The following is a 22,930-nucleotide window of genomic DNA, read 5'->3' on the forward strand; positions in this document are numbered from 1 at the left end:
TGATGCTGAGCGAGTCGGAACGATGGCACGCATTTCAGTGTCTATTGCCGCCGCGGGCCGCGGTGGCCGACGCGTTCCTCACCCAGGGCATCAGTCCACTGCTGCACGGCCTTCAGGCTGTCGGTGAGCTGTCCGCCTGGTCGTTCACCCGCCAGTCGCCACGGGTGGTCTGTCTGCACCTGCTCGGCAGCACGCCGCGCCTGCTGGCGGCCCGACTGGCGGGGCTCTGTGCGGCGGTCGGGGCGGAGGGTCCCGTGCACGTGCCGCACCTCGCCGCTCCGCCAGCGCGCGATCCACGGCTGGTCGACGTGGCTGTCGACCTGATCGGGATGACCCCGGGGCGGCAGGCCCGCCTCGGCGCCGCCGTGGACCTGGCGATGGTGGCGGCCGTGCACACCTGCCCCGCCCTGCGGGGCGACAGCGAGCACGTCTCGTCCGACGCCGCGGCCGCCCTGCCGAGCGTCCGCTGGCAGCGGATCGCCACCGCGCTCAAGACCGAACGCCACCCGCTGACCTGCTGGTCGCACCTGCTGGAGGCGTGCCGCCGCGCACCGGGATACGACGGCAGGATGACGTTCGACCTGGTCCACCTGCTGCACAATCAGCTCGGGCTCAGCACCCGTGACGAGCAGCGGGTGCACGCCGGCCTGATCCGCTCACTGTCCCGGCGCCGGGCCGGAGCGCGCCGGTCGCCCCGCTCGCACCTGAGCGTCCAGCATCCCGGGCCGGTCCGCCCGAAGAGGTGAACGGCGGGCGGCAGCCTTCGGCACGAGACGGGGCACAGTGGACACCGCCGCACGAGGGGTGCGGTGTTCCGGCGCGGGGGGCGTACGCCGGAACACCGCCTGGGGAAGGTCAGCGCGCCAGCCACTCCCGGTAGGACGTCGGCGCGAGTACCGCGCCCTCCTTGGCGATCAGCACGTCGCCGGGGGCGGCCGCGAACATGCCGGCGCTGTCGTCGGTGGTGACGGTGCGCTGGTCACCGTGTGCGGCGAGGGTGATCCGGCCCAGTTCGTCGAGTGCGAACACGTCGGGGCCGGCGACGTTGCGCACGCCGCGCAGGGGGGCGCCCACGCTGACGTCGGCGACGGCCTGGGCCACGTCGGCCGCGGCCATCGGCTGCACAGGGGTGCTGGGCAGGCGGACGCCGTTCTCGTCGGAGGTCCAGGAGATGACCGCGTCGACGAACTCGAAGAACTGGGTGGCGCGGACGATCGAGTACGGCACCTTGCTGGCCTTGAGGATGTCCTCCTGGAGCACCTTTGCGCGGTAGTAGGCCAGGTCGGGCACCTGGTCGACGCCGACGATGGACAGGACCACCGCGTGGCCGACGCCGGCCCGCTCGGCGGCGGTCAGCAGGTTGTCCATTGTCGTCTGGAAGAAGGCGGGGGAGGCGTCGTCGAAGGTCGGCGAGTTGGTCAGGTTGACGACGACGTCGGCGTCCTTGAGCGCCTCGGGCAGGCCCTGCCCGGTGAGGAGGTCGACTCCGGTCGACTGCGAGTGCGGCACCGCGTCGTGCCCGGCCGCCCGCAGGATCCGGACGACCTGGGACCCGATGAGGCCCGTCCCGCCCATCACGGCGATCTTCATGTCCGTTCCACCATCCCTGTCTGTTTTGTCCGCCGTGCCACTGGCGGCACTTAACTCGGACTTCCTATGTCCGAGAACTATACTCGGACACAACAGGTCCGAGTAACGGGGTGGCTAGGGTGAGGCGATGAAGATGTCCGGCGGGGTGGAGTGGGCGCTGCACTGCTGCGTCGTGCTCACGGCCAGCAGCAGGCCCGTCCCGGCGGCCCGGCTCGCGGAGCTGCACGACGTCTCCGGCAGCTACCTGGCCAAACAGCTCCAGTCGCTGGCCCGCGCCGGGCTCATCCACTCGGTGCAGGGCAAGGCGGGCGGCTACGCGTTGACCCGCGCTCCGGAGAGCATCAGCCTGCTCGACGTGGTCCACGCCGTCGACGGGCCCGGCCCCGCCTTCGTCTGCACCGAGATCCGCCAGCGCGGCCCGCTGGCCACCCCACCCGAAGCCTGCACCCGCGCGTGTCCCATCGCCCGCGCCATGGCGACGGCGGAGGAGGCGTGGCGCGAGGCTCTGGCCGGGATCACGATCGCCGATCTTGCCCGCGACGTGGACGTCGACTCCGGCCCCGAGGCCCTGGCCGGCGTCAGCGCCTGGCTCACCGGCGACAGCACCGGCTGACCGAGCTCAGCCGGTGTGGCGTACCTCGGTGTCCCAGATCTGCGCCCACGGCCGCCGCAGCCCCCGGCACACGAAGATCGGGCCGCCGTTCTCGTCGTTGTCCACCTCGACCCGCTGATCCACCCGCCCGGCGGGCGTGCACTCCCCGAACCAGGCGTTCAGCGCGTCGGGGCGCTCCCAGCCGACGACGATCGCCACGTCCGCGTCGGCGGGTGGCCGGCCGAAATCCACCATGCTGTTGTGCCCGGAGTAGGCCCGGGGGAGCCCACGGGCCGGCCCGTACCGGGCGATCGCCCCGGCCTCTCCGTAGTTGCCGGTGAGGATCACCGCCCGCGAGCGTTCCTGCGGCGGCAGGCCACGGTGGACGGCGGCCACCGAGTCGGCGAACTCCGGCCAGCCGATGGTCTCGCCGGCGTCGTAGTTGACGTCGACCACGAAGCTGGGCAGCCGATCGGCCGGCAGCACCGGCAGCAACAGCACGACCGTGGGCAGCAGGAACGGCACCGCGCCCACCGCGAGCACCCCGCGCCGCAGCCACGCAGCGCCACGCGACGCCCAGGCGGCGGTCACCACCGCACCCGCGGCGGTGAGCACCAGCAGCAGAGGCGCGTCGTAGTAACCCTTGCCGCCGGCGACCAGGACGATGCCGACAACTACCACCCAGGCCCAACCCACCGGGCGGTACGCCCGCCACGCCGGCCGGCGCAGCAGCGCGACGAGGCCGGCGATCCAGATCGGCACGGCGTACGGGCTGATGATGACGAACTGGAGGGTGAGCGCGTCGAGGCGACTGCTGTAGGAGCTGTCGCCGCCGGCGATGGAGGCCGCCACACCGAGCTGCGGGAAGCCGTGCGCGGCCTGCCAGATGAGGTTCGGCGCGGCCAGCAGCGCGGCGATCCCGGCGGCGGCGAGCACCCACCTGTCGCGCAGCAGCCGACGTGGCCCCGCGATCACCACCCCGGCGACCAGGCCCACGGCCAGCAACGCGGGCAGCAGCTTGTTGAGCATGCCCACGCCGAGCACCAGCCCGAGCGGGAGCGCCCACCTGCTGTCCCCGGTGCGCAGCAGCCGCACCGCGCACCACACCACGGCGAGCCAGACCAGCAGGTCGACGGTGGTGGTGCTGAGCAGGTGGGCGCCGGCGAGCACGATGCCGGACAGCGCGGCCAGCACCGCGGCGAAGCTCTGCCCGCCCCGGCCACCGCCCAGCTCGCGGGCGATGGCGGCGACCAGCAGGACGGCGACGCCGGCCAGCAGCGCCGACGGCGTACGCAGCACCACCAGGTTGCCCGGCGCGATCGTGTCCAGCAGCCGGGCCAGCGCCGGGACGAGTGGGCCCTGGTCGACGTAGCCCCAGGCCAGGTGCCGGCCGCAGAGCAGGAAGTACAGCTCGTCGCGGTGATAGCCGTAGCGGCCGGCGAGCAGCAGCAGCGTCACGCTGGTGGCGGCGGCGACCAGCCACGGGCCGAGCGAACGGGGACCGGGCTGCGGCAGCTCGGCCGGCGCGGACGACCGTGCCGGCCGGTGTGGTCGATCGGTGTCGATGGCGGGCTCGCTCACCGACTCATCATCGCCCGCGAAGCCGCCGCGTGGGTGCCCCCGCGCCTGCGGGTGCAGGTGTTCTGACCAGGTGCGAAGATCAGCTTCGTAACTCGGACCGAGAGGACGACATGCGATACCGCACTCTGGGCGCCACCGGCACGGTGGTGTCGACCCTGTGTCTGGGCACGATGACCTTCGGCGCGGAGACCGACGAGGAGGGCAGCTTCGCCCAGCTCGACCGGTTCGTCGAGGCCGGCGGCACCTTCCTCGACACCGCCGACGTCTACTCCACGGGCGTCTCCGAGGAGATCGTCGGTCGGTGGCTGCGTTCCCGCCCCGACCTGCGCGACCGCCTTGTCATCGCCACGAAGGGCCGGTTCCCGATGGGCCCCGGGGCGAACGACGCCGGCCTGTCCCGCGTGCACCTCACCCGCGCCCTGGACGCCAGCCTCCGGCGGCTCGGGGTGGAGGCCGTCGACCTCTACCAGGCGCACGCGTGGGATCCGCTGACCCCGCTGCCGGAGACGCTGCGCTTCTTCGACGACGCGGTCCGCGCCGGCAAGATCCGCTACGCGGGGGTCAGCAACTTCACCGGTTGGCAGTTGCAGAAGGCCGCCCTGCTCACCCAGCACCTCAACCTCACCCCGATCGTGACCCTCCAGCCGCAGTACAACCTGCTGGCCCGGGAGATCGAGTTCGAGTTGGTGCCGGTCTGCGAGAACGAGGGCATCGGCATCCTGCCGTGGTCGCCGCTGGGCGGGGGTTGGCTGACCGGCAAGTACCAGCGCGACACCGCGCCCACCGGCGCGACGCGGCTCGGTGAGAACCCGCAGCGCGGCGTCGAGGCGTACGCGGGTCGCAACGCGCAGGAGCGCACCTGGCGGGTGCTCGACGCGGTCCGCCAGGTCGCCGGGGAACACGGCGCCTCCATGTCGGCGGTGTCGCTGGCCTGGCTGGCGGCCCGATCGGCGGTCACCTCGGTGATCCTCGGCGCGCGGACCACCGAGCAGCTCGACGACAACCTGACCGCCGCCGACCTGGTCCTGGACGCGGAGCAGATGCGGCTGCTGGACGAGGCGAGCGCACCGCTGGTGGGCGACTACCCGTACGGCGGCGCGGGTGTGCGTCAGCGTGGCCGCGACCTGCCGACCGGGCCGTGATCCCCTTCCCCGAGCCCACCGGCGCCGCCGGCAGCCGCACTGAGGTCTTCCTGCGCTACCTGGACTATTTCCGGGAGTCAGTGGTGGCCAAGGTGTCGGCGCTGGCGGCGCCGGAGCTGCGGCACAGCCGTCTGCCGTCCGGGTGGACCCCGTTGGAGCTGCTCACGCACCTGCGTCACGTCGAGCTGCGCTGGATCGAGTGGGGCTTCGAGGGCCGGGCGGTCGCCGAGCCGTGGGGTGACCGTCGGGACGACAGGTGGTACGTCGCCCCCGACGAGACCCTCGCCGACCTGGTGGCGGCGCTGCGTGCCCAGGGCGCGCACACCAGCGCGGTGGTCTCGGCGCACGACCTCGCGGAGATCGGCGCACCGGGCCCGCGCTGGAGCGGCGCCGACCCGGCGTCCCTGGAACGGGTGCTGTTGCACCTGGTGCAGGAGTACGCCCGCCACCTGGGGCACCTCGACGTGGTGGCCGAGCTGGCGGGTGGCCCGACCGGAGAATGAGGCCGTCCGCTCGATAATGGACCGATGCCGCTGCTCGTCACGCCCGCCGTGCCCGCCGGTCGCCTCGCCGCCCAGGAGCAACCCCACCTTCCGGTACGCCCCGGGCTGGCGCTGCGGCCGTGGCGCGACGATGACGCCCCTGCCGTGCGCGCCGCCTTCGACTGTCCGGTGATCCAGCGGTGGCACGCTCGTCGTCTCGACAGCGACGACGAGGCGCGGGCGTGGACGGCGCAGTGGGCGGCCCGCTGGAGCGCCGAGACCGCCGTGAGCTGGGCGATCGTGGGGGACGACGACCGGCCGGTCGGTCAGACGGGGTTGCGGGACGTGCTGCTGACCGAGGGGTCGGCGCAGGTGTCGTACTGGCTGCTGCCCGCCGCCCGTGGTCGTGGGATCGCGACCGAGGCGCTCGGGGCGCTGACCCGGTGGAGCTTCACCCGGGCGGGATTGCACCGGCTGGCCCTGCACCACTCGACGGCCAACGGGGCGTCGTGCCGGGTCGCCACGCGTGCCGGCTTCCCCGTGGAGGGTGTGGCGCGCGGGTCGGTGCGGCACGCCGACGGCTGGCACGACATGCATCAGCACGCGCGACTGCGCACCGACGGGCCTCCTGCGATCAATGCGTGAGTGTCGGCATCGAGGCCGGGACCACGCGAACAATTCTCTGCGCCGGACGTCGGCGTCGTCGATCATGAGCGGGTGACAGACGCCGAGAGCCACGTACTGGCCGGGTTCGTCGCGGGCTTCCGGTGGGCGCCCGGCAGAGAGGGCTGGACCGCCGACCTACCGAGCGCAGTGCCCACTGTCAGCGACTGCCTCGCCGACTTTCTCCCCGCCGACCAGGACATCGAGCCGTGGCAACAGCCTCTGTTCGAGCCCTGGCACCGGACCCTGCGCCAGGCCGCCAACGCCGTTCGGCACGCGCCGCCGGACCCCCGCTCCGCCCACGTGCTGAGCATGAGCGTGCCGACGACAGCGGTCGCCGACCTGCTGACCGTCATCGAGGAGTGGATCGGCGATCTCCCGCATCCGATCCGGATGAACCTCACGCAACCCACGGCCGCCCCAACCGGCACGGCGCACGGATTCGAGGTGCTCGGCTTCATCCACGGCCGCTTCCACAGTTGGCTCTGCTACCGCCTGGACACTCAGGCCCTCGCCAAGCTCGGCATCCGGCCGGGAAGCGCTGCGCTGCTGACCACCCTCGACGACGCGCAGCGGGTCGCCGACATGGCCAACGACAACCGCGGCAACCACGACGGCACCCCCCTGGACGTCATCTGGCTTCCCGCACTCATCACCGAGCACGACGTCGACGAGGTCGTCAGTGGTTGAGGCCGCCCTGTAGCCGCTCAGCGGGCCTGCGCCCAGCCGACGAAACGCGGCGTCAGGTCGGGTAGCGCCACGCCGGGGTTGAGCACGCTCAGGTCGGCCTCGGCCTCCTGCTGCACCGTCGCCAGGTGAGTCAACAGACCCGGACGATCCTCGCGGTATTCGCCGAGCAGGCGCAGCTTCGCTGTCGAACACGGCCAGAGGATGCCGCAGACCGGGCAGCGCCACGACGGCCGCAACGGGGAGTGCGTCGACTTCCTGGTCTTTCCTTTGGTGGGTGGCACGGGTCCTCCTCCTGGGTCGACTGCTGGAAGCGGGGCCGCTTGCGGTCGGGCGAGCGGCCCCGCCACGAACGCGTCCGCCGGGTTCGGGTCCCTGCCGGCCGCGCCGTCGATACCCCACTTTGCCGGGAGTCTCTGGACAACCACACAGCGTTACGTAATCTCCTTGGCGCAGCCCATTTGCCCCAGGGAAGGGACGGCATGAACCACGCCTTTGTCGCAGCGCTCGCCGAAGCGGGTCACACCGCCGAGAGCCTTGCCGATCGGATCGGTGTGCATCCGAAAACCGTCGCCCGGTGGGCGAACCCGGGCCACGTTCCCCAGAGCCGGCACCGGGCGACAGTCGCGGAGCTGCTGGCCCGCGACGCCGACGCGCTGTGGCCGGATGCCCTGCGGCGCCGCGAGCCGGTGTGGTTCCGACCCTGGGTCGACCTCGAACGCGAGGCGCTGACGCTGCGGTCGTTCGAGTTGACGTGGGTGCCGGGTCTACTGCAGACCGAGGCGTACGCCCGGGCGACCCTGGCCGGCGGGGTCCTGACGCCGGAGGCGGTCGACGAGTTCACCGGGGCGCGGATCAGCCGGCAGTCGATTCTCGACCGCGACGGCGACGGGCCGCTGCTCATCGCCGTGCTGGACGAGGGGGTGCTGCGGCGTCGCGTCGGCGACGACCGGGCGTTGATGGCAGCGCAGCTCACGCACCTGCTCGGGTACGTCGAGACCGACACCGTCCAGCTCCAGATCGTCCCGGCGGACGCACCCAGCTATCCCGGGCTCGACGGGCCGTTCACCATCGCCGACCTGCCGGACGGCTCGCGGGTCGCGCACGTCGACAGCGCCGCGCAGGCGCAGATCCTCGACCAGACATCGGAGCTTGTTAGCCTGGAGCGGCGGTGGGAGCGCATTCGCGGCGAGGCGCTGCCCCGGGGGCGTTCCCTGGACCTTCTCAGAGAAGCGGCGGCATCATGGACCTGACCGGCGCGCGGTGGCGCACGAGCACGAAGAGCGGCGGCAACGGCGGCAATTGCGTCGAGGTCGCCGACAACCTCCCGGGCGTGGTCCTCGTGCGGGACTCGAAGGATCGCGACGGCGCGACGCTCACGTTCAACCCGCAGTCGTGGCGCAGCTTCCTCGCCCTGGCCCGCGACGCCCGCTGACCGTCCACATCGCCCGACCTGGTCAGCGCACGCCGGCCGGTTCGGCCGGTTGCGGTTGCGGGGCGGTCGGCCAGGTGAGCCGGCGTACGCCGGGCACGAGCGCGGTGCCGGCGCAGGAGGCCAGGACCAGCAGACCGGCGACCGCGAGGGGTACGGGAGCGCCGAACGCGTCGGCGGCCAACGGCGCCAGCGCGTAGCCCAGCGGCATCGCGGCCAGCGACACCAGCCAGTCGTACGAGGTGACCCGGGCCAGGACCTCCGGTGCGAAGTGGTGCTGCACGACTGTCTCCCAGACCGGGTTGAGGTAGCCCAGGGCGGTCAGCGCCACGGCGTACGTGACGATCACGGCGGGGGCGGGCGCGGCGACGGCGAGCAGGAACAGCGGCACGGCGTAGGTGGCGAGCCCGAGGTTGGCCAGCAGCACCGGCCGGCGGAGCCGGACCCGCCCGGCCAGCAGTGAGCCGGTGAGCATGCCGATCGCGCCAGCCTGCAACAGCAGCACCCACGTCGCCTCCCCGCCCAGGCGGTGAATGGCGACGGCCGGGCCGAGGGTCATCAGCACGGCGGCGGCGCCGTTCCACACGCCGTGCCCGAGCAGGCTCGTCCAGAACCAGTCACGGGCGCGCACCTCGCCGAAGCCGTGCCGCAGGTCGACGAGGACGCTGCGGCGGGGCACCGGCACGTGCCGGACCCGGACCAGCGCGAGCAGGGCGGCGCTGAGCGCGAAGGACGCGCTGTCGATCACGAACGCCCAGCCGGGGCCGGCGGCCCAGATCAGCGCGCCGGCCAACGCCGGGCCGAGCAGTCGACTGGCGTTGGCGGTGACTCCCATCAGGGCGTTGGCCCGTTGCCGGTCGGCCGGCGCGACGGTGCCGGCGACCAGGGGAGACGCGGTGGGGATGGCGAACGCCGACGCGGTGCCGCCGAGCGCGGAGGCCACCACGACGGTGCTCAGCGCCGGGTCGCCGCCGAGCAGTTCGACGCCGACGGCGAGTTGGGTCGCGCAGCGGACCAGGTCGGCCAGCAGGGCGACGCGGCGGGCGGCGAACCGGTCGGCGACCACGCCTCCCAGCGGCAGCAGAAGCAACCGGGGCACCATCGCCGCGGCGAGGACGACTGCCAACGCTGCGGTCGAGCCGGTGGCCCGCAGCACGGCCAGGGCCAGGGCGGCGGGCACCACCGCGTCCCCGACGGCCGAGACGGTGCGGCCGAGGAACAGCAGCCGGAAGGGGCGGGTGCGCAGGGGATGAGCCATACCCGCAATGTACTTAGACACCGAACCTTTCGGCAATGAATATTTCGGTGCTGAGCTAGGCTGGCGTCGTGACCGCCACCGAAGATGTCGTCGACCAGCACATCGAGCGCTGGCTCCCTGTGGTGCCCGACCTCGACAGGGACATCGAGGGCACGGTGGTGCGGATGATCCGCCTGACCCGGCACCTGCGCGCGGTCAAGGAACGGGTCCTCGCCGACTTCGACCTGCCCCGGCACGAGTACGAGACCCTGCACGCCCTCGCCGGCCGGCGCGGTCGCGCGGCGCCCTCCGACCTGGCCGCGGACCTGACGGTGGCCCCGGCCTCGATCACCGCGCGCGTCGATACCCTGCTGCGGCGGGGCTTCGTGCGCCGCATCCCGTCCACGGTCGACCGTCGTCGCGTGGACGTGGAACTCACCGACGAGGGCATGGACGCGTGGCGCGCGGCGATGGAGAGCCAGGGCGCCGAGGAGCAGCGACTGCTCGGCGCGTTGACGCCGAAGGAGCGGCGGCTGCTGTCGGACCTGCTGCGCCGGGTGCTGCTCGTCGCCGAACAGCCGGCCGACGCACCGTAGCCGGCTGGCGGTACGTCGCCGAGCAACCGGTGGCGGTACGTCGCGCCCCCGACGGCGGGGCCACCCGGAAATCCGTTGCCCGCCAGTCCGGGGTCGACCATGCTGGCGCGCATGGATCAGTGACCAGTGGCGCACGTGCGCGATGAGGACGGGTTCGAGTCACCTCCCCGTCTGCCCTCCGCGCCGAGACGCCGGCTATCCGTCACTGGATCCGGGAGGCCCCCCCGTGCCTCCTGCCGAGAGCTTGGAATCGCCGGAACCATGAATAATTCCCGCCATATCCGTGTGCCGGTCTTCGTCCGCACGGACACTCCTGCCGTCGAATTCGACGCTTCAGTCGTCTTCTCGCCTCCACCGCTGCCACGCACCCCGTGCGGCGCCTGCGGGGTTCACGTCGTCGCGGTGGACCTCTCGCCAGGATCATTTCCACAGCTGACCGCCGCCCCGGTCTTGGTCAACTTCGGGGTGCGGACCAGCAGGCCGGCGACGGCGGGCCTGGGCGCGTACTCCGAAAATCGCCTGGCGGCCCTCGTACGCCGATGGGAGGGTGACCGGCATGACTGCGCACGCTCTGGCCGGGGCCCTGGCCGACGACGGACGGCGACGGGTCTTCGCGGCGGTCGCGTTGGGATCGGCAAGCGTGGCCGAGGTCGTGCAGCGCTCCGGCTTGGCGGCGCGGGTCGTGCTCACCGGGCTCCGGCGGCTCGCCGACGCGGGTCTCGTCACCGGCGCTGACGGCACGCTCGCGGTCGACGAGGCGTCGCTGCGGGCGGCGGCGCGCGACAGCCGCCCGGCCGACGACGACGCGCCGTCCGACGATCCGGTGCTGCGCACGTTCCTGCGCGGCGGCGTCCTGACGGGCATGCCGGCCCAGCTCGGGCGGCGGCGGGTGCTGCTGGCACACGTCGCGCGGCAGTCGTTCGAGCCGGGCACGCGCTATCCGGAGCGGGCCGTCGACGATGCGCTCAAACCGTGGTGCGCCGCCGGCGCCTCGGACCACGCCACCCTGCGCCGCTACCTCGTGGACGAGCGGTTGCTCACTCGTGAGCAGGGCGTCTACCAGCTGACGGAGGCCGAAAATCCGTTGACCGGGCAGTGACGATCGACGGGTGACCACGACCCTGCGGCCCGCCTGGGTGACCTCCACCGTCCGTCCCGACCATCCGGACGCGACAGTCCTGCTGCGCGAGTACATGACCGAGATGGTGGTGCGCTACCACCGCCGCCCGGCCCGACCCGGCGAGGTCGACGCGGCGCTGGCCGAGATGCCCAGCGACGACCTGGCGTACCCCGGTGGTCTGCTGTTGCTCGCGCACCGCGACGCGGACCTGGCCGGTTGTGCCGGGCTGCGGTGGCGTCCGGACTGGGCCGAGCTGACCCGCGTGTTCCTGCGGCCCGCGCACCGGGGCGCCGGTGGAGGCGCCGCGCTGCTGGCCGCCGCCGAGCAGCGGGCGCGGGCGGTCGGGGCGGACCGGATCCGGCTCGACACCCGCTCCGACCTGGTCGAGGCCCGCGCCCTGTACGCCCGGCACGGCTACGCCGAGATCCCCGCCTACTCGCACGGCAGGTACGCCGAGCACTGGTTCGAGAAGCAGTTGACGTCCGTCGCGGAAGGCGCTAAATAAGAAGAGGAAGTTGAGTCACCACGGCTCAACTCATCACCTTCGGCCAGGAGAACCGAGGAGGCACAGCGATGTTGATGCGTACCGACCCGTTCCGCGAGATCGACCGGCTCGCCGAGCAGTTCTTCGGTACGGCAGCCCGTCCCGCGATGATGCACCTGGACGCCTACCGCGACGGGGACCACTTCTACGCGGCGTTCGACCTGCCGGGCGTCGACCCGGACACCATCGACTGCACCGTGGAGCGCAACGTGCTCACCGTGCGGGCCGAGCGGCGCCGGCCCACCGGCGACGGTGTCGAGCTGGTCGCCGCCGAACGCCCGATGGGTACCTTCACCCGGCGGCTGTTCCTGGGCGACACCCTGGACACCGACAAGCTGGAGGCCGGCTACGAGAACGGGGTGCTGACGCTGCGCATCCCCGTCGCCGAGCGCGCCAAGCCCCGCCGGGTGACCATCACCGCCAACGGCGACGCACGCCGACAGATCAACGCCTGACCGCGACGGTCTCGACGGCCGGCACCTGCGGTGCCGGCCGTCGGCGTTTCCGGTGCCACGACGCCCGGCTGCGGCTGCCCCGATGGCGGCGCGGCGCCGGCTCGTAACCGCCCACGACCACTTGCCAGGTCGGAATTCTGCCGCGCATGTGGGGCTGTCCCACGCTCAGGCGGGATCACCGCAGGTCATGCCCAGTCGTGGCGTCGACGTGGTCGGGAACGGGGTCGTGGTGGTCGCCGATGCTGAGGGTGCCGGTGGGTTCGAACATCAGGATCGCCGCGCCGTCCGGGGAGAAGGGTTTGTGGTCGGTGCCGCGCGGTACGACGAACACCGACCCCTGCGGCAGCGCCACGGTGCGCTCCTGCTCGCCCGGCAGGCGCAGGGCGATGCTCAGCTGCCCGGACAGCACGAGGAAGAACTCGTCGGTGTTGTCGTGGCGGTGCCACACGTGCTCGCCAGCAACCTTGGCGATGCGGACGTCATAGTCGTTGACCTGCGTCACGATGCGCGGGCTCCACAGCGCCTCGAAGGTGGCCAGGGCGGTGGACAGCTCGACCGGTTCACTGATCATGGCTGTCATCGTGGCTGATGCCGTCAGCGCAGCGTGAGTGCTAGAAATCGCGTATGCCGCAACAATCCTCGCAGCCTGGTGACGGCGCGCACCGGGTGGTGATGCTCGTCGACGATGGGTCGAACCCGTTCGAGTTGGGCGTGGCCACTGAGCTGTTCGGCCTGCGCCGCCCGGAGATAGACCGCCGTTGGTACGACTTCACGCTGTGCGCCGCCGCCCCGGACACCGTGATGCACGCCGGGCTGTTCCGCCTCACCGGAGTACCCGGCCTGGACGCCGCCGAGGACGCTGACACCTTCATCGTGCCGAACCGACCCGACCCGCACATCCCGCCCGCGCCCGCCGTGGTCGACGCCGTACGACGTGCTGGCGCTCGCGGTGCCCGGCTGGTCAGTTTCTGCACCGGCACGTTCACCCTCGCCGCCGCCGGCGTGCTCGATGGCCGCCGCGCCACCACACACTGGCGCTGGAGCGAACTGTTCGCCGCCCGCCACCCTCGGGTGCTGCTGCAACCCGACGTGCTGTTCGTCGACGACGGCGACGTACTCACCGCCGCCGGCAGCGCCGCGGCCCTCGACCTCGGCCTACACCTGATCCGCCGCGACCACGGCGCCGAGATCGCCAACACGGTCAGCCGCCGGCTCGTGTTCGCCGCGCACCGCGACGGCGGGCAACGCCAGTTCATCCCCCAGCCACTGCCGGCCGTACTCGACACGTCTCTGGCACCGCTGCTCGACTGGGCCCGAGGACGGCTGCACCAACCCCTGAGCGTGACGGACCTGGCCGCCCACGCCGCCGTCAGCCCGGCTACTCTGCACCGCCGCTTCCACAGCGAACTGGGCACCACCCCGCTGGCCTGGCTGACCAGCCAACGCGTCAACCTGGCCTGCCGTCTGCTCGAAGCGGGCGAACCACGCCTGGACACCGTCGCCCGCGCCAGCGGCCTGGGCACCAGCGCCAACCTGCGCACCCAGTTCCGCCGCCACACCGGGCTGACCCCCAGCGCCTATCGCGGTCGCTTCGCCGGCTGAACGCACCCACCCTGCTCAGCTGTATCCGTCGATGTCTTGGCTCGTACTGCCGGGCCCCAGTCCCGATGGCCCGGTTGCGGCTCTCCCGACGGCGGCCCGTCGCCGGGTGGTGGGTAGAGGGCGGCGAGCGCGTGGGCGGTGCCGGCGAGCAGTTCCCGCAAATCGGGCGGGGCGAGCACCTCCACCTGCGCGCCGAGCTTGAGCATTTCGACGCGGCCGTGTCGGACCGACTCGATCGGCACTGTCGTCGTGACCCAGCCGTCCGCGTCCGGGGCACCGGCGTGGTCCTGCGCCGCGCGGCTCATCGCCGGTGGGAACAGGTGCGTCGTCTGCGCCAGCGCCGCCACGGTCATCCGCACCCGGGCCTCGGCGCGATAGACGCCCCGCTCGTAGCGTTCGGCGTGCTCCTGCCAGCAGGCCGCCAGGTCGAAGCCGGCCGGCCGCTCGGCGGGCTCGTCCAGCACGGTCAGCTCCAGGATCGCGCCCACCCGGTAGGTGCGCACCTGCCCGGACGCGGCGGCGACCAGATACCAGCGGCCAGCCTTGAGCACCACGCCGAGCGGGTCGAGGGTCCGGGTCACCTCCCGCGGCGCCTGCCACCGCCGGTACCGCACCCGGACCCGACGGTCCTCCCACACCGACGTGGCCAGCGCGGCCAGGTGCGGTGTGGGCTCGGGCTCGCGGAACCAGCTCGGCGCGTCCAGGTGGAACCGCTGCCGGATCCTGCCGCCGGGGTCGGCGAGGTCCGCCGGCAGGGCGGCACGCAGCTTGAGCTCCGCAGTGGCCAGCACCGAGCCCAGGCCCAACTCGGCGGCCGGGCCGGGCACTCCGACCAGGAACAACGCCTCGGCCTCACCGGCGGTCAGGCCGGTGAGTCGGGTGCGGTAGCCGTCGAGCAGGCGGTAGCCGCCGGCCGGGCCGCGCTCGGCGTACACCGGCACACCGGCGGCCCCCAACGACTCCACGTCGCGATACACGGTGCGAACCGACACCTCCAGGGCGTCGGCCAGTTCGGCGGCGGTCATCCGCCCCCGGGCCTGCAGGAGCAGCAGCAGGGAGACCAGCCGGCTGGCACGCACCGTGCGACCGTAGCCGACACCGTCCGCGCCGCCGCGCCGGCCGTCGTCGGCGTGCCTGCGTGGCAATCCCATCCGCCTCTGAGAACCTTTTTCACATGGTGTCCTCCGACGCTCCCGTGCTCGCCCGCCCCACCGCCCGACCGGCCCTGCCGACCGGGCCGGTCGACGTCACCGAGGCGTGGCTGCGCAACCGCCGGCTGTCCGAGCACACCCGCGACGCCTACCGACGTGACGTCACCGCGTGGCTCGGCTGGTGCGCCGGGCACGACCTGGATCCGCTGCGGGCCACCTTCCTGCACATCAACGAGTACGCCCGCATGCTGGAGTCCACTCTCGTGGCCCGCAGCGGCCGACCGTTGACCCCGGCGACCGTGGCACGCCGGCTGTCGGCGCTGTCCAGCTGGTATGACTTCCTCGTCAAGCTCGGCGGCGTACCGGCCAACCCGGTCTCCGGCGCGGACCGGCCCCGCGTCGACCGGGACCACTCCGCCACCGTCGGGCTCACCCCGGAGGAGGTCGACGCGCTGCTCACCGCCGCCGACGCGGAGACCGGCCCGACGGCGGCCCGCAACCGGGCGGCGATCGCGCTGCTTGCCGATCTGGGCCTGCGGGTCGGGGAGCTGGTCTCGCTGGACCTGACCGACCTCGGCACCGAACGCGGGCACCGCAGCGTGCGCTTCATCGGCAAGGGCGGCAAGCAGCGCCGCCGCGCCCTCACACCAGGCACCGCGTACGCGGTGGACGCGTACCTGACGCAGCGGGCCGCCACCACCGGCGTGCCGGTGACACACCTGACCGGACCCCTGCTGGTCACCGCCAGCGGAGCGCGGCTCGACCGGCACTCGGTGTTCCGGATGGTCCGCCGACTCGCCCGCGCCGCCGGCATCCCCGCCTGGGCGCGGCTGTCCCCGCACTCGCTGCGACACGCGTTCGCCACCACCGCCCGCTCCGAGGGCGTCCCCCTCGAAGACGTGCAGGACGCGATGGGCCACGCCGACCCGCGCACCACCCGCCGCTACGACCGGGACCGGCACAACCTCGACCGCGACCCGGCGTACGCGGTGTGGGCCGCCCGGTCCCGCCGCCGCGGCTGAACTGTCCCACCCGCGGCCTAGCCTCGGCGCATGAGACACGGTCTGGAGATCCCCTGCGGTGGCGGCGACGTCTCGGTGACCACCCTGGTCGAGCTGGGTGAGCTGGCCGAGAACGCCGGATGGGACGGGGTGTTCCTGGAGGATTACCTGATCCACTACTCCGGCGACGACCCGTTCACCTACGACCCGTGGATGGTGCTCGGCGCGATCGCCGGGCGCACCGAGCGGGTGCGCCTGGGCACCACGGTCACCGCGCTGCCCCGGCGCCGTCCGGCGAAGCTCGCCCGCGAGGTGCTGACGCTCGACCACCTGAGCGCGGGCCGCGCCACAGTGGCGGTTGGCGTCGGCGACCCCGGCGACCGGGGCCTGGTCGCGTTCGGCGAGCCGACCGAGACGGCCGTGCGCGCCGCGATGCTCGACGAGGGCCTCGACCTGCTGACCGGCCTGCTCGGCGGTGAGCGTGTCGACCATCGGGGCGCCCACTACCGCGCCGAGAACGTGGCGCTGCGGCCACCGCCCGTGCAGTCGCCCCGGGTGCCGGTCTGGGTCGGCGGCAGCACCCAGGCCGGGGCGGTGCGACGCCGCGCGGCCCGCGCCGACGGCATCGTTCCGTACAAGCTCACCGACACCGACGGCTGGGCCGACTTCACGCCCGACGAGGTCCGGGAGCTGGTCGCGGCCATGCCGCCGACCCGGGCCGACGGTCAGCCGTTCGACGTGGCGATCGGCGGGCGACGCCGCCGCCCCGACGAGCGCGCCGAACGCGCCCATCTGCGCGAGGTGGCCGCCGCCGGGGCCACCTGGTGGCTGGAGTACGTCCCGGTCGGCGACCCCGCGGCGATGCGCGCGGCGGTGGCCCGAGGCCCGCTGCGCTGAGGGCCGCGCCCGCGGCTCAGCTCTGCGGGCGGGGGCAGATGCAGAACGGCTGCCCGATGGGGTCCAGGAGCACCACCCACTTGTCGTCGCCGGGTTGGAACTCCGGCTTCGACGCGCCGGCGGCGACGAACTCCTTCTCGGCCACGGCGAGGTCGTCGACGTAGAGGTCCAGGTGGTAGCGCTTCTGCCCGGTCGGGTCCGGCCAGGACGGCGGCTGGTAGCCCTCGACCAGGCCGAAGCCGATGGAGGCGCCACCGCCGCTGATCATGGCGTACTCGGCTTGGCTGTGGGTGATCTCCCAGCCCAACGCCCGGTGGTAGAAGGCGGCGTGCGCGGCCGGGTCGGAGCTGTCCAGGTTGACCATCGCGAGGTCGGCGGTTGTTGTCATGCCGGCAGTCTGCGCCGACGTACCTGCCAACCAGTGTCAGGTACGTCGGCGGTTCCTCGATTTCGGCCTGGCGACGCTCAGCAGAGCAGGTCCAGGTGGTGGTGGGCGTCCTCGGCGATGTCCTCGTGCCGCAGCCACCGCCGTGCCCACAGCCGGGCGGCCAGCTCCGCCTGCTCGTCACCCCACGCGGCGTGCTCCACGAGCAGGGCGGCGGTCAGCGCGTACGCCAGGCGCAGCGCCAGGCCGCGGGCGCCCGCGAGCACCGCCGCCGCGCCCGGGTCGGCCGTCACCGCCGCGATGGTGTCGCGCAGCTGCCCGGCGGCCCCGGCGAGGGTGTCGGCCAGCGCGGGCGACAGCGGCCGGGCCAGGTCCACGGCGGCACCGAGGCGGCTCAGCAGAGGCGTCCCGGCGTCCTCGCGGCTCAGCGCGCGCAGCACGTCCAGGGCCAGCACGTTGGTGGTGCCCTCCCAGATCGGCAGCACCTGCGCGTCGCGCAGCAGCCGGGGCACGCCGGTGTCCTCCACGTAGCCCGCGCCGCCGAAGCTCTCCACGTACTCACTGGCCGAGCTGACGGCGAGCCGACCGGTGGCAAGCTTCGCCAGTGGCGCCACGATGCGCAGCTCCGCCGCAGCCTCCGGGTCGGCGCCGACCTCGACCCGCCCGAGCAGCGCGAACGCGTGTCCCGCGAGGGCGAACGCGCCCGCCGCGTCGACCGCGAGGGTGCCCAGCGTGGCGCGGTGCAACGGCGAGGACGCCAACGCGCCGCCCGCCACGTGCCGCGCGTCGGCGTACGCGCGGGCGTAGGCGAGCCCCCGTCGCATTCCGCCGGCCGCGGCGGCGGCGTTGTGCACCCGGGTCACCACGACCAGGGTCATCGCCCGGACCAGGCCGGGCACCGCCGGGTCACCCAACGGCAGCGCGTACGCGTCGTGCAGGCCGATCTCGGCGGTCGGCAGCGCCCGGGTGCCGAGCTTGTCCTTGAGCCGGTGCACTGTCACGCCGGGGGCGGGCGCGTCCGGCGCCGCGCCGATGGCCAGCGGCGAGTCGACCGCGTACCGGGGGACGAGGAACGGGGCGAGCACCCGGCTGCCCCGACCGGAGCCGTCGGGGCGGGCCAGCGCCACAGCCATCGCCGCGTCGGCGGCGGAGCAGAACCACTTCTCGCCGGTCAGCCGCCAGGACCCGTCCGCCGCCGGCCGGCCCACCGTGCTCGATCGGCCCAGGTCCGAACCGCCCTGCGCCTCGGTCATCCACTGCCCACTGGTGATCGCCGTGGCCGGGTCCGTGGAGATCAGCCGGGGCAGCCACGCGTCGCGGATCCCGGCGTCGACGTCCGGCATGCTCAGCAGCGCCGCCGCCCCGTCGGCCATCGCCACCGGGCAGGAGAACGTCGCCGACTCCGGCCCGTACAGGTGCAGCAGCGCGTGTTGCACGACCCGTGCGGCGGCGCCCCAGGTGCCCCGCGCGTCGGGCAGGTAGGGCAGCGCCACCACGGCGTGCCGGGCGGCGGCGGCCCGCTGCGCCTGCCAGCCGGCGGACACCTCGATCCGGTCGATCCGCGCGCCCCACGGGTCGTAGCGGACCAGCGTCGGCGGGTGCGCCTCGGCGTCGGCGTGCGCCGCGCGCAGCGGCCCGGTGACCTCGGCGGCCAGGTCGGCGAGGCGACCCTTGGCGGCCGCGTGCCCGGCCGGGCCGAGGTGACGCTCCAGCCAGGACCGCAGCAGGGCGTCCCCGGCGTACGGGTCGGCGGGGGGTGGTACCGGCTGGACGAAGCGGCTCATCGATCGACTCCTGGCGCTGCTGGGGGTGTGCGCCGACGGTAGACGATGCGTCGCCGCCGCGAACAGTGCCTCGGGCGCACCCAGTTTTCCGCTTGTCCTGCCTCACCGCGACGGTGTTCTCTACGGTCGGTAGTCGTGGGTGCCGGCCAGTCGTGGAGCCGACCGGCCCGGCGGCACCGCCCGATGCGCACCGGGCTGGCGTTCGCCGGGTTCGGCATGGCGCTGTGCTGCGTCGGGGTGGCCGGGCTGGGGGCGTGGAACCTGCAGACGGTGCGGCAGGCCGCCGGCCCGATCCGGGAGACCGCCGACGGTTTCCTGAGCGAGGTGACTCTCGGCGACAGCGACCAGGCGTACGAGAAGCTCTGCTCGGACGCGCGTACCCGGTGGAGCGCCATCGGGTTCACCAGCTGGGTGCGGACGCCACCGATGGTGACCGACTACGAGATCACCGACGTGTCGGTGGCCACCAGGGGCGGGCGACCGCGCGGCACGGTGACGGTGCGGTTGACCCGCGACGGCGGCATCACTGAGGAGCGGCGTCTGCCGGTGGTCCGTGAGAACGGCGACTGGCGGGTGTGCGGTGACCCCTTCTGAGTCGCCGATCGCCGATCTGGCGCATCCCCGGTTGCTGCGCGGGCGGCAGGGGGTCGAGCCGACGACCTCGACCGAGCTGTTCTTCGACCTGGTCTTCATCTTCACGATCACGCAGGTGTCGCACTACCTGATCGAGCACCCGGACTGGCGTGGCGCCGCCCGTACCGCGCTGCTGCTGGCGCTGGTCTGGTTCGTCTGGGTCTACACCACCTGGGTGACCAACTGGCTGCAACCGGACCAGGGCCCGGTGCGGGCGATGCTGATCGGCGTGACGCTGGGCAGCCTGCTGTTGTCGGCGGCGATCCCGCAGGCGTTCGCCGGGACCGGCCTGCTCTTCGCGGTGGTCTACGTGAGCGTGCAGGTGGGCCGGACCATGTTCGCGTTGTGGGCGACGCAGGGCAGCCCGTGGCTGGTCGACGGGTTCCAGAAGTCGCTGCCGTGGATCGGCGCCACGTCGGTGCTCGTGGTGGTCGGCGGCCTGGTGGACACCCCGGCCCGGGAGGTGGTGTGGGCGGCGGTGATCGTGCTCGATGTCGTCGGCCTGTCGATCGGCTACCCGCTGCCGGGTCGGGAGCGCAGCCGCCCCGAGCGGTGGATGGTGGAGGGAGGTCACCTGGCCGAACGCTGCGCGGCGTTCGTCCTGATCGCGCTCGGCGAATCGATCCTGGTCACCGGCAGCACCCTCACGTCGCACGTGAACCTGGTGACGTCGGGGGCGTTCGTGGTGGCGTTCGCGGGTTCGGTGGCGCTGTGGTGGGTGTACTTCGCCCGCTCGGCCTCGGCCGCGACGGAGGTCATCGCCCGGGCCGGCACGCGTACCGGGGCGCTGAGTCGGCTCGCGTTCAACTACCTGCATCCGGTGATGGTCGCCGGCATCGTCGTCACCTCGGCGGGCGACGAGCGGCTGCTGCGCGCCCCCGGCGCGGCGGCCACCACCGTCGACGCGCTGTTCACCCTGGGCGGCCCGGCGCTGTTCCTCGCCGGGCACGCCGCCTACAAGGCGGTGGTGTGGCGGGCGGTGCCGAGCACCCGGATCGCGGCGGCGCTGGTGCTGCTGGCGTTGATACCGGCAGGTGTGGCGCTGGGAGCACCCGTCGCGGCGTGCGCCACGGCCGCGTTGGCGGTGACCGTCGCCGTCATCGTGACCGACCGGTTGCGGGCCCGGTCCGCCGCCCGAGAGCCGTCCTGACCCCGGCCGGCGGCACTGCGTCGGTTCTCGGACAACGCCACCGTGGGTGGGCCGCGCGCTGGTTAGCGTGGGGTCACCGGCCCTCCGGGTGGCCTTCCTCGGTGCTCGGCCGAGCGGAGGCGACGTGATGGCAACCGACAGGCGGGCCCGACCACAGCGGTGGCTGCTGCTGGTGGCCGCCGCCGGTTACGGCAAGAGCACCGCCCTGGAGGCCATCGGCGGGGACGGCCCGACGGCCTGTCACCGGGCGGCGGATCTGATCGACGCGCTGTCGCACCCGACCAGCCCGTCGGACGCGCACCCGCCGGCCCGGGTCGCCGTGGACGAGGTGTCCGCGCTCAGCGGGGACGAGCAGTTGACCCTCGTGCGTCTGCTGGGCGCGCTGCCGGGTCAGCCGGCGGTGACGCTGGCCGCTCGACACCCGCTCGCCGACGCGGCCCGCAGCGCCTGCGCCGGACCCGTGGTGCACCGCGGACCGGAAACCCTCGCCCTCGGTCGGGACGAGGTCGCCCGGATCCTGCGCGACGAACACGCGGTCCCCGACAGTGACCTGGCCTACCTGGTCTACGAGCTGACCGCCGGCTGGCCAGCGTGGGTACACCTCGCCGGTGACGCGCTCGGCCGGCAGGGCGTCGGCCGGCGGGAGCTGCTCGCCGCCCTGACCGAGCCCGGCACCGCCGGCGGGCAGTTCGCCCGCGACGAGATCCTTACCGACCTGCCCGCGCCTGTGGCGCGTCTGCTTGGCGGCATCCACCGCCTCGACCCGATCACCGCGCCGCTGTGCGTGGCCATCGACGCCGACGCGCCCCCCGACGCCACCGCGCACGCGCTGCAGTGGGCGACCCGCACCGGGTTGCTGGTGGCCCACCCCCGCCGGCGGTCCGACGCCACCGCGTCGACGGTGCAGCTGGTACCTGTGCTCGCGGCGGTGCTGGCCCAGCAGACAGGCCGACCAGACATCTCGGGCCGCCAGCGGTTGTCCGCCGCCGCCGACTGGTACCTCGAGAACGCGTACCCGCTGGCGGCCGCCCGAGCCCTGCGCGACGCGAACGACACCGCCCGGTGCGCGGCGCTGATCGTCAGCCACGGTGCGGAGATGCTCGCCGGTGGCGGGGCGCCCGACGTCACCGACCTGATCAGCGCGCTGCCGCCGGCCGAGCAGCACCCCGACCTGCAACTGATCCTCGGCGACGCGCTGCGGATGTCCGGCTCGGTGACCTGGGCGTCGCGGGTCTTCGCCCCGCTGCTGGCGCAGGCGGACCGCGACCGTCGCTGGCCGGCGCGGCTGCTCTGGCGGGCCGCGATGGTGCCGTACCTGCGAACCGACTACGCCGGCGCACTCGCGGTGCTCGACCGGGTGGACGCGGCGCCGACGCTCGCCCCACCGGGCCCCGACGACGTCCTGCTGCTGGCCTGCCGCGCCAGCACCCTCGCCCAGCTCGGCCGGGTCGACGACGCGGTCACCACAGGGGCCCGGGCGCTCGTCGCGGCGCAGCGGGTCAACGAGGACGCCCCGCTGGCGGCGGCGCACATCGCGGCCGCGCTGACCTCGTCCGGCACCCGCCGTGACGGGCACCTCGCCGAGGCGCTGTCGGCGGCCGAACGTGCGGGTGACCTGGTCCAGCAGGCGCGGGTCCTGGTCAACCAGGCGCACTGCCTGCTGCGGGAGGCCCGGTACCCGTCGGCGCTGGCCACCGCCGTGCGGGCGGTCCGCGCGGCGGAACTCGCCGGCCCGCCGGGAGTGCTGGTGACCGCCCTGCACAACGCGGGTGAGGCGCTGCTCCGGCTGGGCCGCTACGACGAGGCGACCCTGCGTTTCACCCGCTCCAAAATGGTCTCGCAACGGTTGGGGCTGAACCGGGCCGCCGCCGGGGTCTACGGGTTGGCCGAGGTCAGTCGCCGTCTCGGCCGGCGGGAGGAGGCGTTGGCGGCCTTCGCCGAGGCCGCCGAGCTGGCCCGTGACGTGGGGGACCTGCAGGTACGCATCCCGGCGCTGACCGGCCTGGCCCGGCTGCGCTGCGCGGGCGCCACCGCCGACCTCGACGCCGCCCGTGCCGCCGCCGACGAGGCACACCGGCTGGCGCCGGCGTTCCTGCTCTCCTGCGCGCTGGTCGCGACCGGCTGGGTGGCGTACGCCGGGGGTGACCTGGAGGTGGCCCGGCAGCGGGCGGCCGAAGCGGTGCGCGCGGCCCGGACCGGTCGGCAG

General features: G+C 73.6%; 26 protein-coding genes. 18 read left to right on the top strand and 8 right to left on the bottom strand.

Annotated elements, in window-relative coordinates; translation table 11 throughout:
* The first annotated feature begins 62 nt into the window (after positions 1–62).
* Positions 63–746: a hypothetical protein gene (locus B0E54_RS17750; RefSeq protein ID WP_234585196.1), complete on the top strand. Its 684-nt coding sequence runs from the start codon at positions 63–65 to the stop codon at positions 744–746.
* Positions 747–855: 109 nt separating this feature from the next.
* Here the strand turns inward: B0E54_RS17750 and B0E54_RS17755 are convergent, their stop codons facing one another.
* Positions 856–1,590, bottom strand: coding sequence for an SDR family oxidoreductase (locus B0E54_RS17755; protein WP_234585198.1), 735 nt, complete (start codon positions 1,588–1,590; stop codon positions 856–858).
* Positions 1,591–1,717: 127 nt separating this feature from the next.
* On the opposite strand from B0E54_RS17755, the gene B0E54_RS17760 reads away from it, so the two are divergent.
* A complete protein-coding gene (locus B0E54_RS17760) occupies positions 1,718–2,203 on the top strand; it encodes an Rrf2 family transcriptional regulator (RefSeq protein WP_234585200.1) in 486 nt (161 codons plus the stop codon).
* A gap of 6 nt (positions 2,204–2,209) precedes the next feature.
* Here B0E54_RS17760 and B0E54_RS17765 read toward each other — a convergent pair whose 3' ends face one another.
* A complete protein-coding gene (locus tag B0E54_RS17765; RefSeq protein WP_234585203.1) occupies positions 2,210–3,763 on the bottom strand; it encodes a glycosyltransferase family 39 protein in 1,554 nt (517 codons plus the stop codon).
* A 110-nt stretch (positions 3,764–3,873) separates the two neighbouring features.
* Here B0E54_RS17765 and B0E54_RS17770 point away from each other — a divergent pair, with 110 nt between their 5' ends.
* From B0E54_RS17770 to B0E54_RS17785, 4 genes are all read left to right on the top strand, one after another.
* Positions 3,874–4,905, top strand: a complete 1,032-nt coding sequence (locus B0E54_RS17770; RefSeq protein WP_234585205.1) for an aldo/keto reductase — start codon at positions 3,874–3,876, stop codon at positions 4,903–4,905.
* Positions 4,902–5,408, top strand: coding sequence for a DUF664 domain-containing protein (locus tag B0E54_RS17775; RefSeq protein WP_234585207.1), 507 nt, complete (start codon positions 4,902–4,904; stop codon positions 5,406–5,408). Before B0E54_RS17770 ends, B0E54_RS17775 begins: the two co-directional genes overlap by 4 nt.
* Positions 5,409–5,432: 24 nt before the next feature.
* Complete coding sequence (locus B0E54_RS17780) at positions 5,433–6,032, top strand: GNAT family N-acetyltransferase (RefSeq protein WP_234585209.1); 600 nt, start codon at positions 5,433–5,435, stop codon at positions 6,030–6,032.
* A 72-nt stretch (positions 6,033–6,104) separates the two neighbouring features.
* Positions 6,105–6,740, top strand: a complete 636-nt coding sequence (locus tag B0E54_RS17785) for a hypothetical protein (protein WP_234585233.1) — start codon at positions 6,105–6,107, stop codon at positions 6,738–6,740.
* Positions 6,741–6,757: 17 nt separating this feature from the next.
* Here the strand turns inward: B0E54_RS17785 and B0E54_RS17790 are convergent, their stop codons facing one another.
* Positions 6,758–7,021 (bottom strand): flavin reductase, encoded by a 264-nt coding sequence (locus B0E54_RS17790; protein ID WP_234585255.1) that lies wholly within the window; start codon positions 7,019–7,021, stop codon positions 6,758–6,760.
* 198 nt (positions 7,022–7,219) lie between these two features.
* Here B0E54_RS17790 and B0E54_RS17795 point away from each other — a divergent pair, with 198 nt between their 5' ends.
* Positions 7,220–7,990, top strand: coding sequence for a DUF5753 domain-containing protein (locus tag B0E54_RS17795; protein ID WP_234585268.1), 771 nt, complete (start codon positions 7,220–7,222; stop codon positions 7,988–7,990).
* Complete coding sequence (locus B0E54_RS17800; protein WP_234585271.1) at positions 7,981–8,172, top strand: DUF397 domain-containing protein; 192 nt, start codon at positions 7,981–7,983, stop codon at positions 8,170–8,172. Before B0E54_RS17795 ends, B0E54_RS17800 begins: the two co-directional genes overlap by 10 nt.
* A gap of 22 nt (positions 8,173–8,194) precedes the next feature.
* Here the strand turns inward: B0E54_RS17800 and B0E54_RS17805 are convergent, their stop codons facing one another.
* Positions 8,195–9,427, bottom strand: coding sequence for an MFS transporter (locus tag B0E54_RS17805; protein ID WP_234585273.1), 1,233 nt, complete (start codon positions 9,425–9,427; stop codon positions 8,195–8,197).
* A 68-nt stretch (positions 9,428–9,495) separates the two neighbouring features.
* Here B0E54_RS17805 and B0E54_RS17810 point away from each other — a divergent pair, with 68 nt between their 5' ends.
* The 4 genes from B0E54_RS17810 to B0E54_RS17825 all read left to right on the top strand — a co-directional run bounded on the left by B0E54_RS17810 (position 9,496) and on the right by B0E54_RS17825 (position 12,121).
* A complete protein-coding gene (locus B0E54_RS17810; RefSeq protein ID WP_234585275.1) occupies positions 9,496–10,002 on the top strand; it encodes a MarR family transcriptional regulator in 507 nt (168 codons plus the stop codon).
* 556 nt (positions 10,003–10,558) lie between these two features.
* On the top strand, positions 10,559–11,101 hold the full coding sequence (locus B0E54_RS17815) for a DUF2087 domain-containing protein (RefSeq protein ID WP_234585278.1): 543 nt from the start codon (positions 10,559–10,561) through the stop codon (positions 11,099–11,101).
* 10 nt (positions 11,102–11,111) lie between these two features.
* The gene (locus B0E54_RS17820) at positions 11,112–11,627 is read left to right on the top strand and encodes a GNAT family N-acetyltransferase (RefSeq protein WP_234585280.1); all 516 of its coding nucleotides are present in this window, start codon (positions 11,112–11,114) and stop codon (positions 11,625–11,627) included.
* 68 nt (positions 11,628–11,695) lie between these two features.
* Complete coding sequence (locus tag B0E54_RS17825; protein ID WP_234585291.1) at positions 11,696–12,121, top strand: Hsp20/alpha crystallin family protein; 426 nt, start codon at positions 11,696–11,698, stop codon at positions 12,119–12,121.
* A gap of 175 nt (positions 12,122–12,296) precedes the next feature.
* On the opposite strand, the gene B0E54_RS17830 is transcribed toward B0E54_RS17825, so the two are convergent.
* Positions 12,297–12,692: a cupin domain-containing protein gene (locus B0E54_RS17830; RefSeq protein WP_234585304.1), complete on the bottom strand. Its 396-nt coding sequence runs from the start codon at positions 12,690–12,692 to the stop codon at positions 12,297–12,299.
* Positions 12,693–12,745: 53 nt separating this feature from the next.
* Between B0E54_RS17830 and B0E54_RS17835 the strand changes: the two genes are divergently transcribed.
* Entirely contained in the window at positions 12,746–13,723 is a 978-nt protein-coding gene (locus B0E54_RS17835; protein ID WP_234585318.1) for a helix-turn-helix domain-containing protein, read from the top strand.
* Here B0E54_RS17835 and B0E54_RS17840 read toward each other — a convergent pair.
* Positions 13,699–14,874: a WYL domain-containing protein gene (locus tag B0E54_RS17840; protein ID WP_234585341.1), complete on the bottom strand. Its 1,176-nt coding sequence runs from the start codon at positions 14,872–14,874 to the stop codon at positions 13,699–13,701. The genes B0E54_RS17835 and B0E54_RS17840 overlap by 25 nt on opposite strands.
* Before the next feature lie 23 nt (positions 14,875–14,897).
* Between B0E54_RS17840 and B0E54_RS17845 the strand changes: the two genes are divergently transcribed.
* Positions 14,898–15,896 (top strand): tyrosine-type recombinase/integrase, encoded by a 999-nt coding sequence (locus tag B0E54_RS17845; RefSeq protein ID WP_234585377.1) that lies wholly within the window; start codon positions 14,898–14,900, stop codon positions 15,894–15,896.
* A 30-nt stretch (positions 15,897–15,926) separates the two neighbouring features.
* A complete protein-coding gene (locus B0E54_RS17850; RefSeq protein WP_234585379.1) occupies positions 15,927–16,772 on the top strand; it encodes an LLM class flavin-dependent oxidoreductase in 846 nt (281 codons plus the stop codon).
* 16 nt (positions 16,773–16,788) lie between these two features.
* Here B0E54_RS17850 and B0E54_RS17855 read toward each other — a convergent pair whose 3' ends face one another.
* Both B0E54_RS17855 and B0E54_RS17860 read right to left on the bottom strand, forming a co-directional pair.
* Complete coding sequence (locus tag B0E54_RS17855; RefSeq protein WP_234585381.1) at positions 16,789–17,160, bottom strand: VOC family protein; 372 nt, start codon at positions 17,158–17,160, stop codon at positions 16,789–16,791.
* Positions 17,161–17,237: 77 nt separating this feature from the next.
* On the bottom strand, positions 17,238–18,941 hold the full coding sequence (locus B0E54_RS17860) for an acyl-CoA dehydrogenase family protein (protein WP_234585384.1): 1,704 nt from the start codon (positions 18,939–18,941) through the stop codon (positions 17,238–17,240).
* A 135-nt stretch (positions 18,942–19,076) separates the two neighbouring features.
* Here B0E54_RS17860 and B0E54_RS17865 point away from each other — a divergent pair, with 135 nt between their 5' ends.
* The 3 genes from B0E54_RS17865 to B0E54_RS17875 form a co-directional block, all read left to right on the top strand.
* Complete coding sequence (locus B0E54_RS17865; RefSeq protein WP_374109284.1) at positions 19,077–19,535, top strand: hypothetical protein; 459 nt, start codon at positions 19,077–19,079, stop codon at positions 19,533–19,535.
* Positions 19,522–20,724 (top strand): low temperature requirement protein A, encoded by a 1,203-nt coding sequence (locus B0E54_RS17870; RefSeq protein ID WP_234585387.1) that lies wholly within the window; start codon positions 19,522–19,524, stop codon positions 20,722–20,724. Before B0E54_RS17865 ends, B0E54_RS17870 begins: the two co-directional genes overlap by 14 nt.
* A 127-nt stretch (positions 20,725–20,851) precedes the next feature.
* A partial coding sequence (locus tag B0E54_RS17875; protein WP_234585389.1) for a tetratricopeptide repeat protein occupies positions 20,852–22,930 on the top strand: 2,079 nt, incomplete at its 3' end.

Origin of the sequence: Micromonospora sp. MH99 (assembly GCF_021442385.1) — a bacterium.
In the GTDB taxonomy this organism is placed as follows: Bacteria; Actinomycetota; Actinomycetes; order Mycobacteriales; family Micromonosporaceae; genus Micromonospora.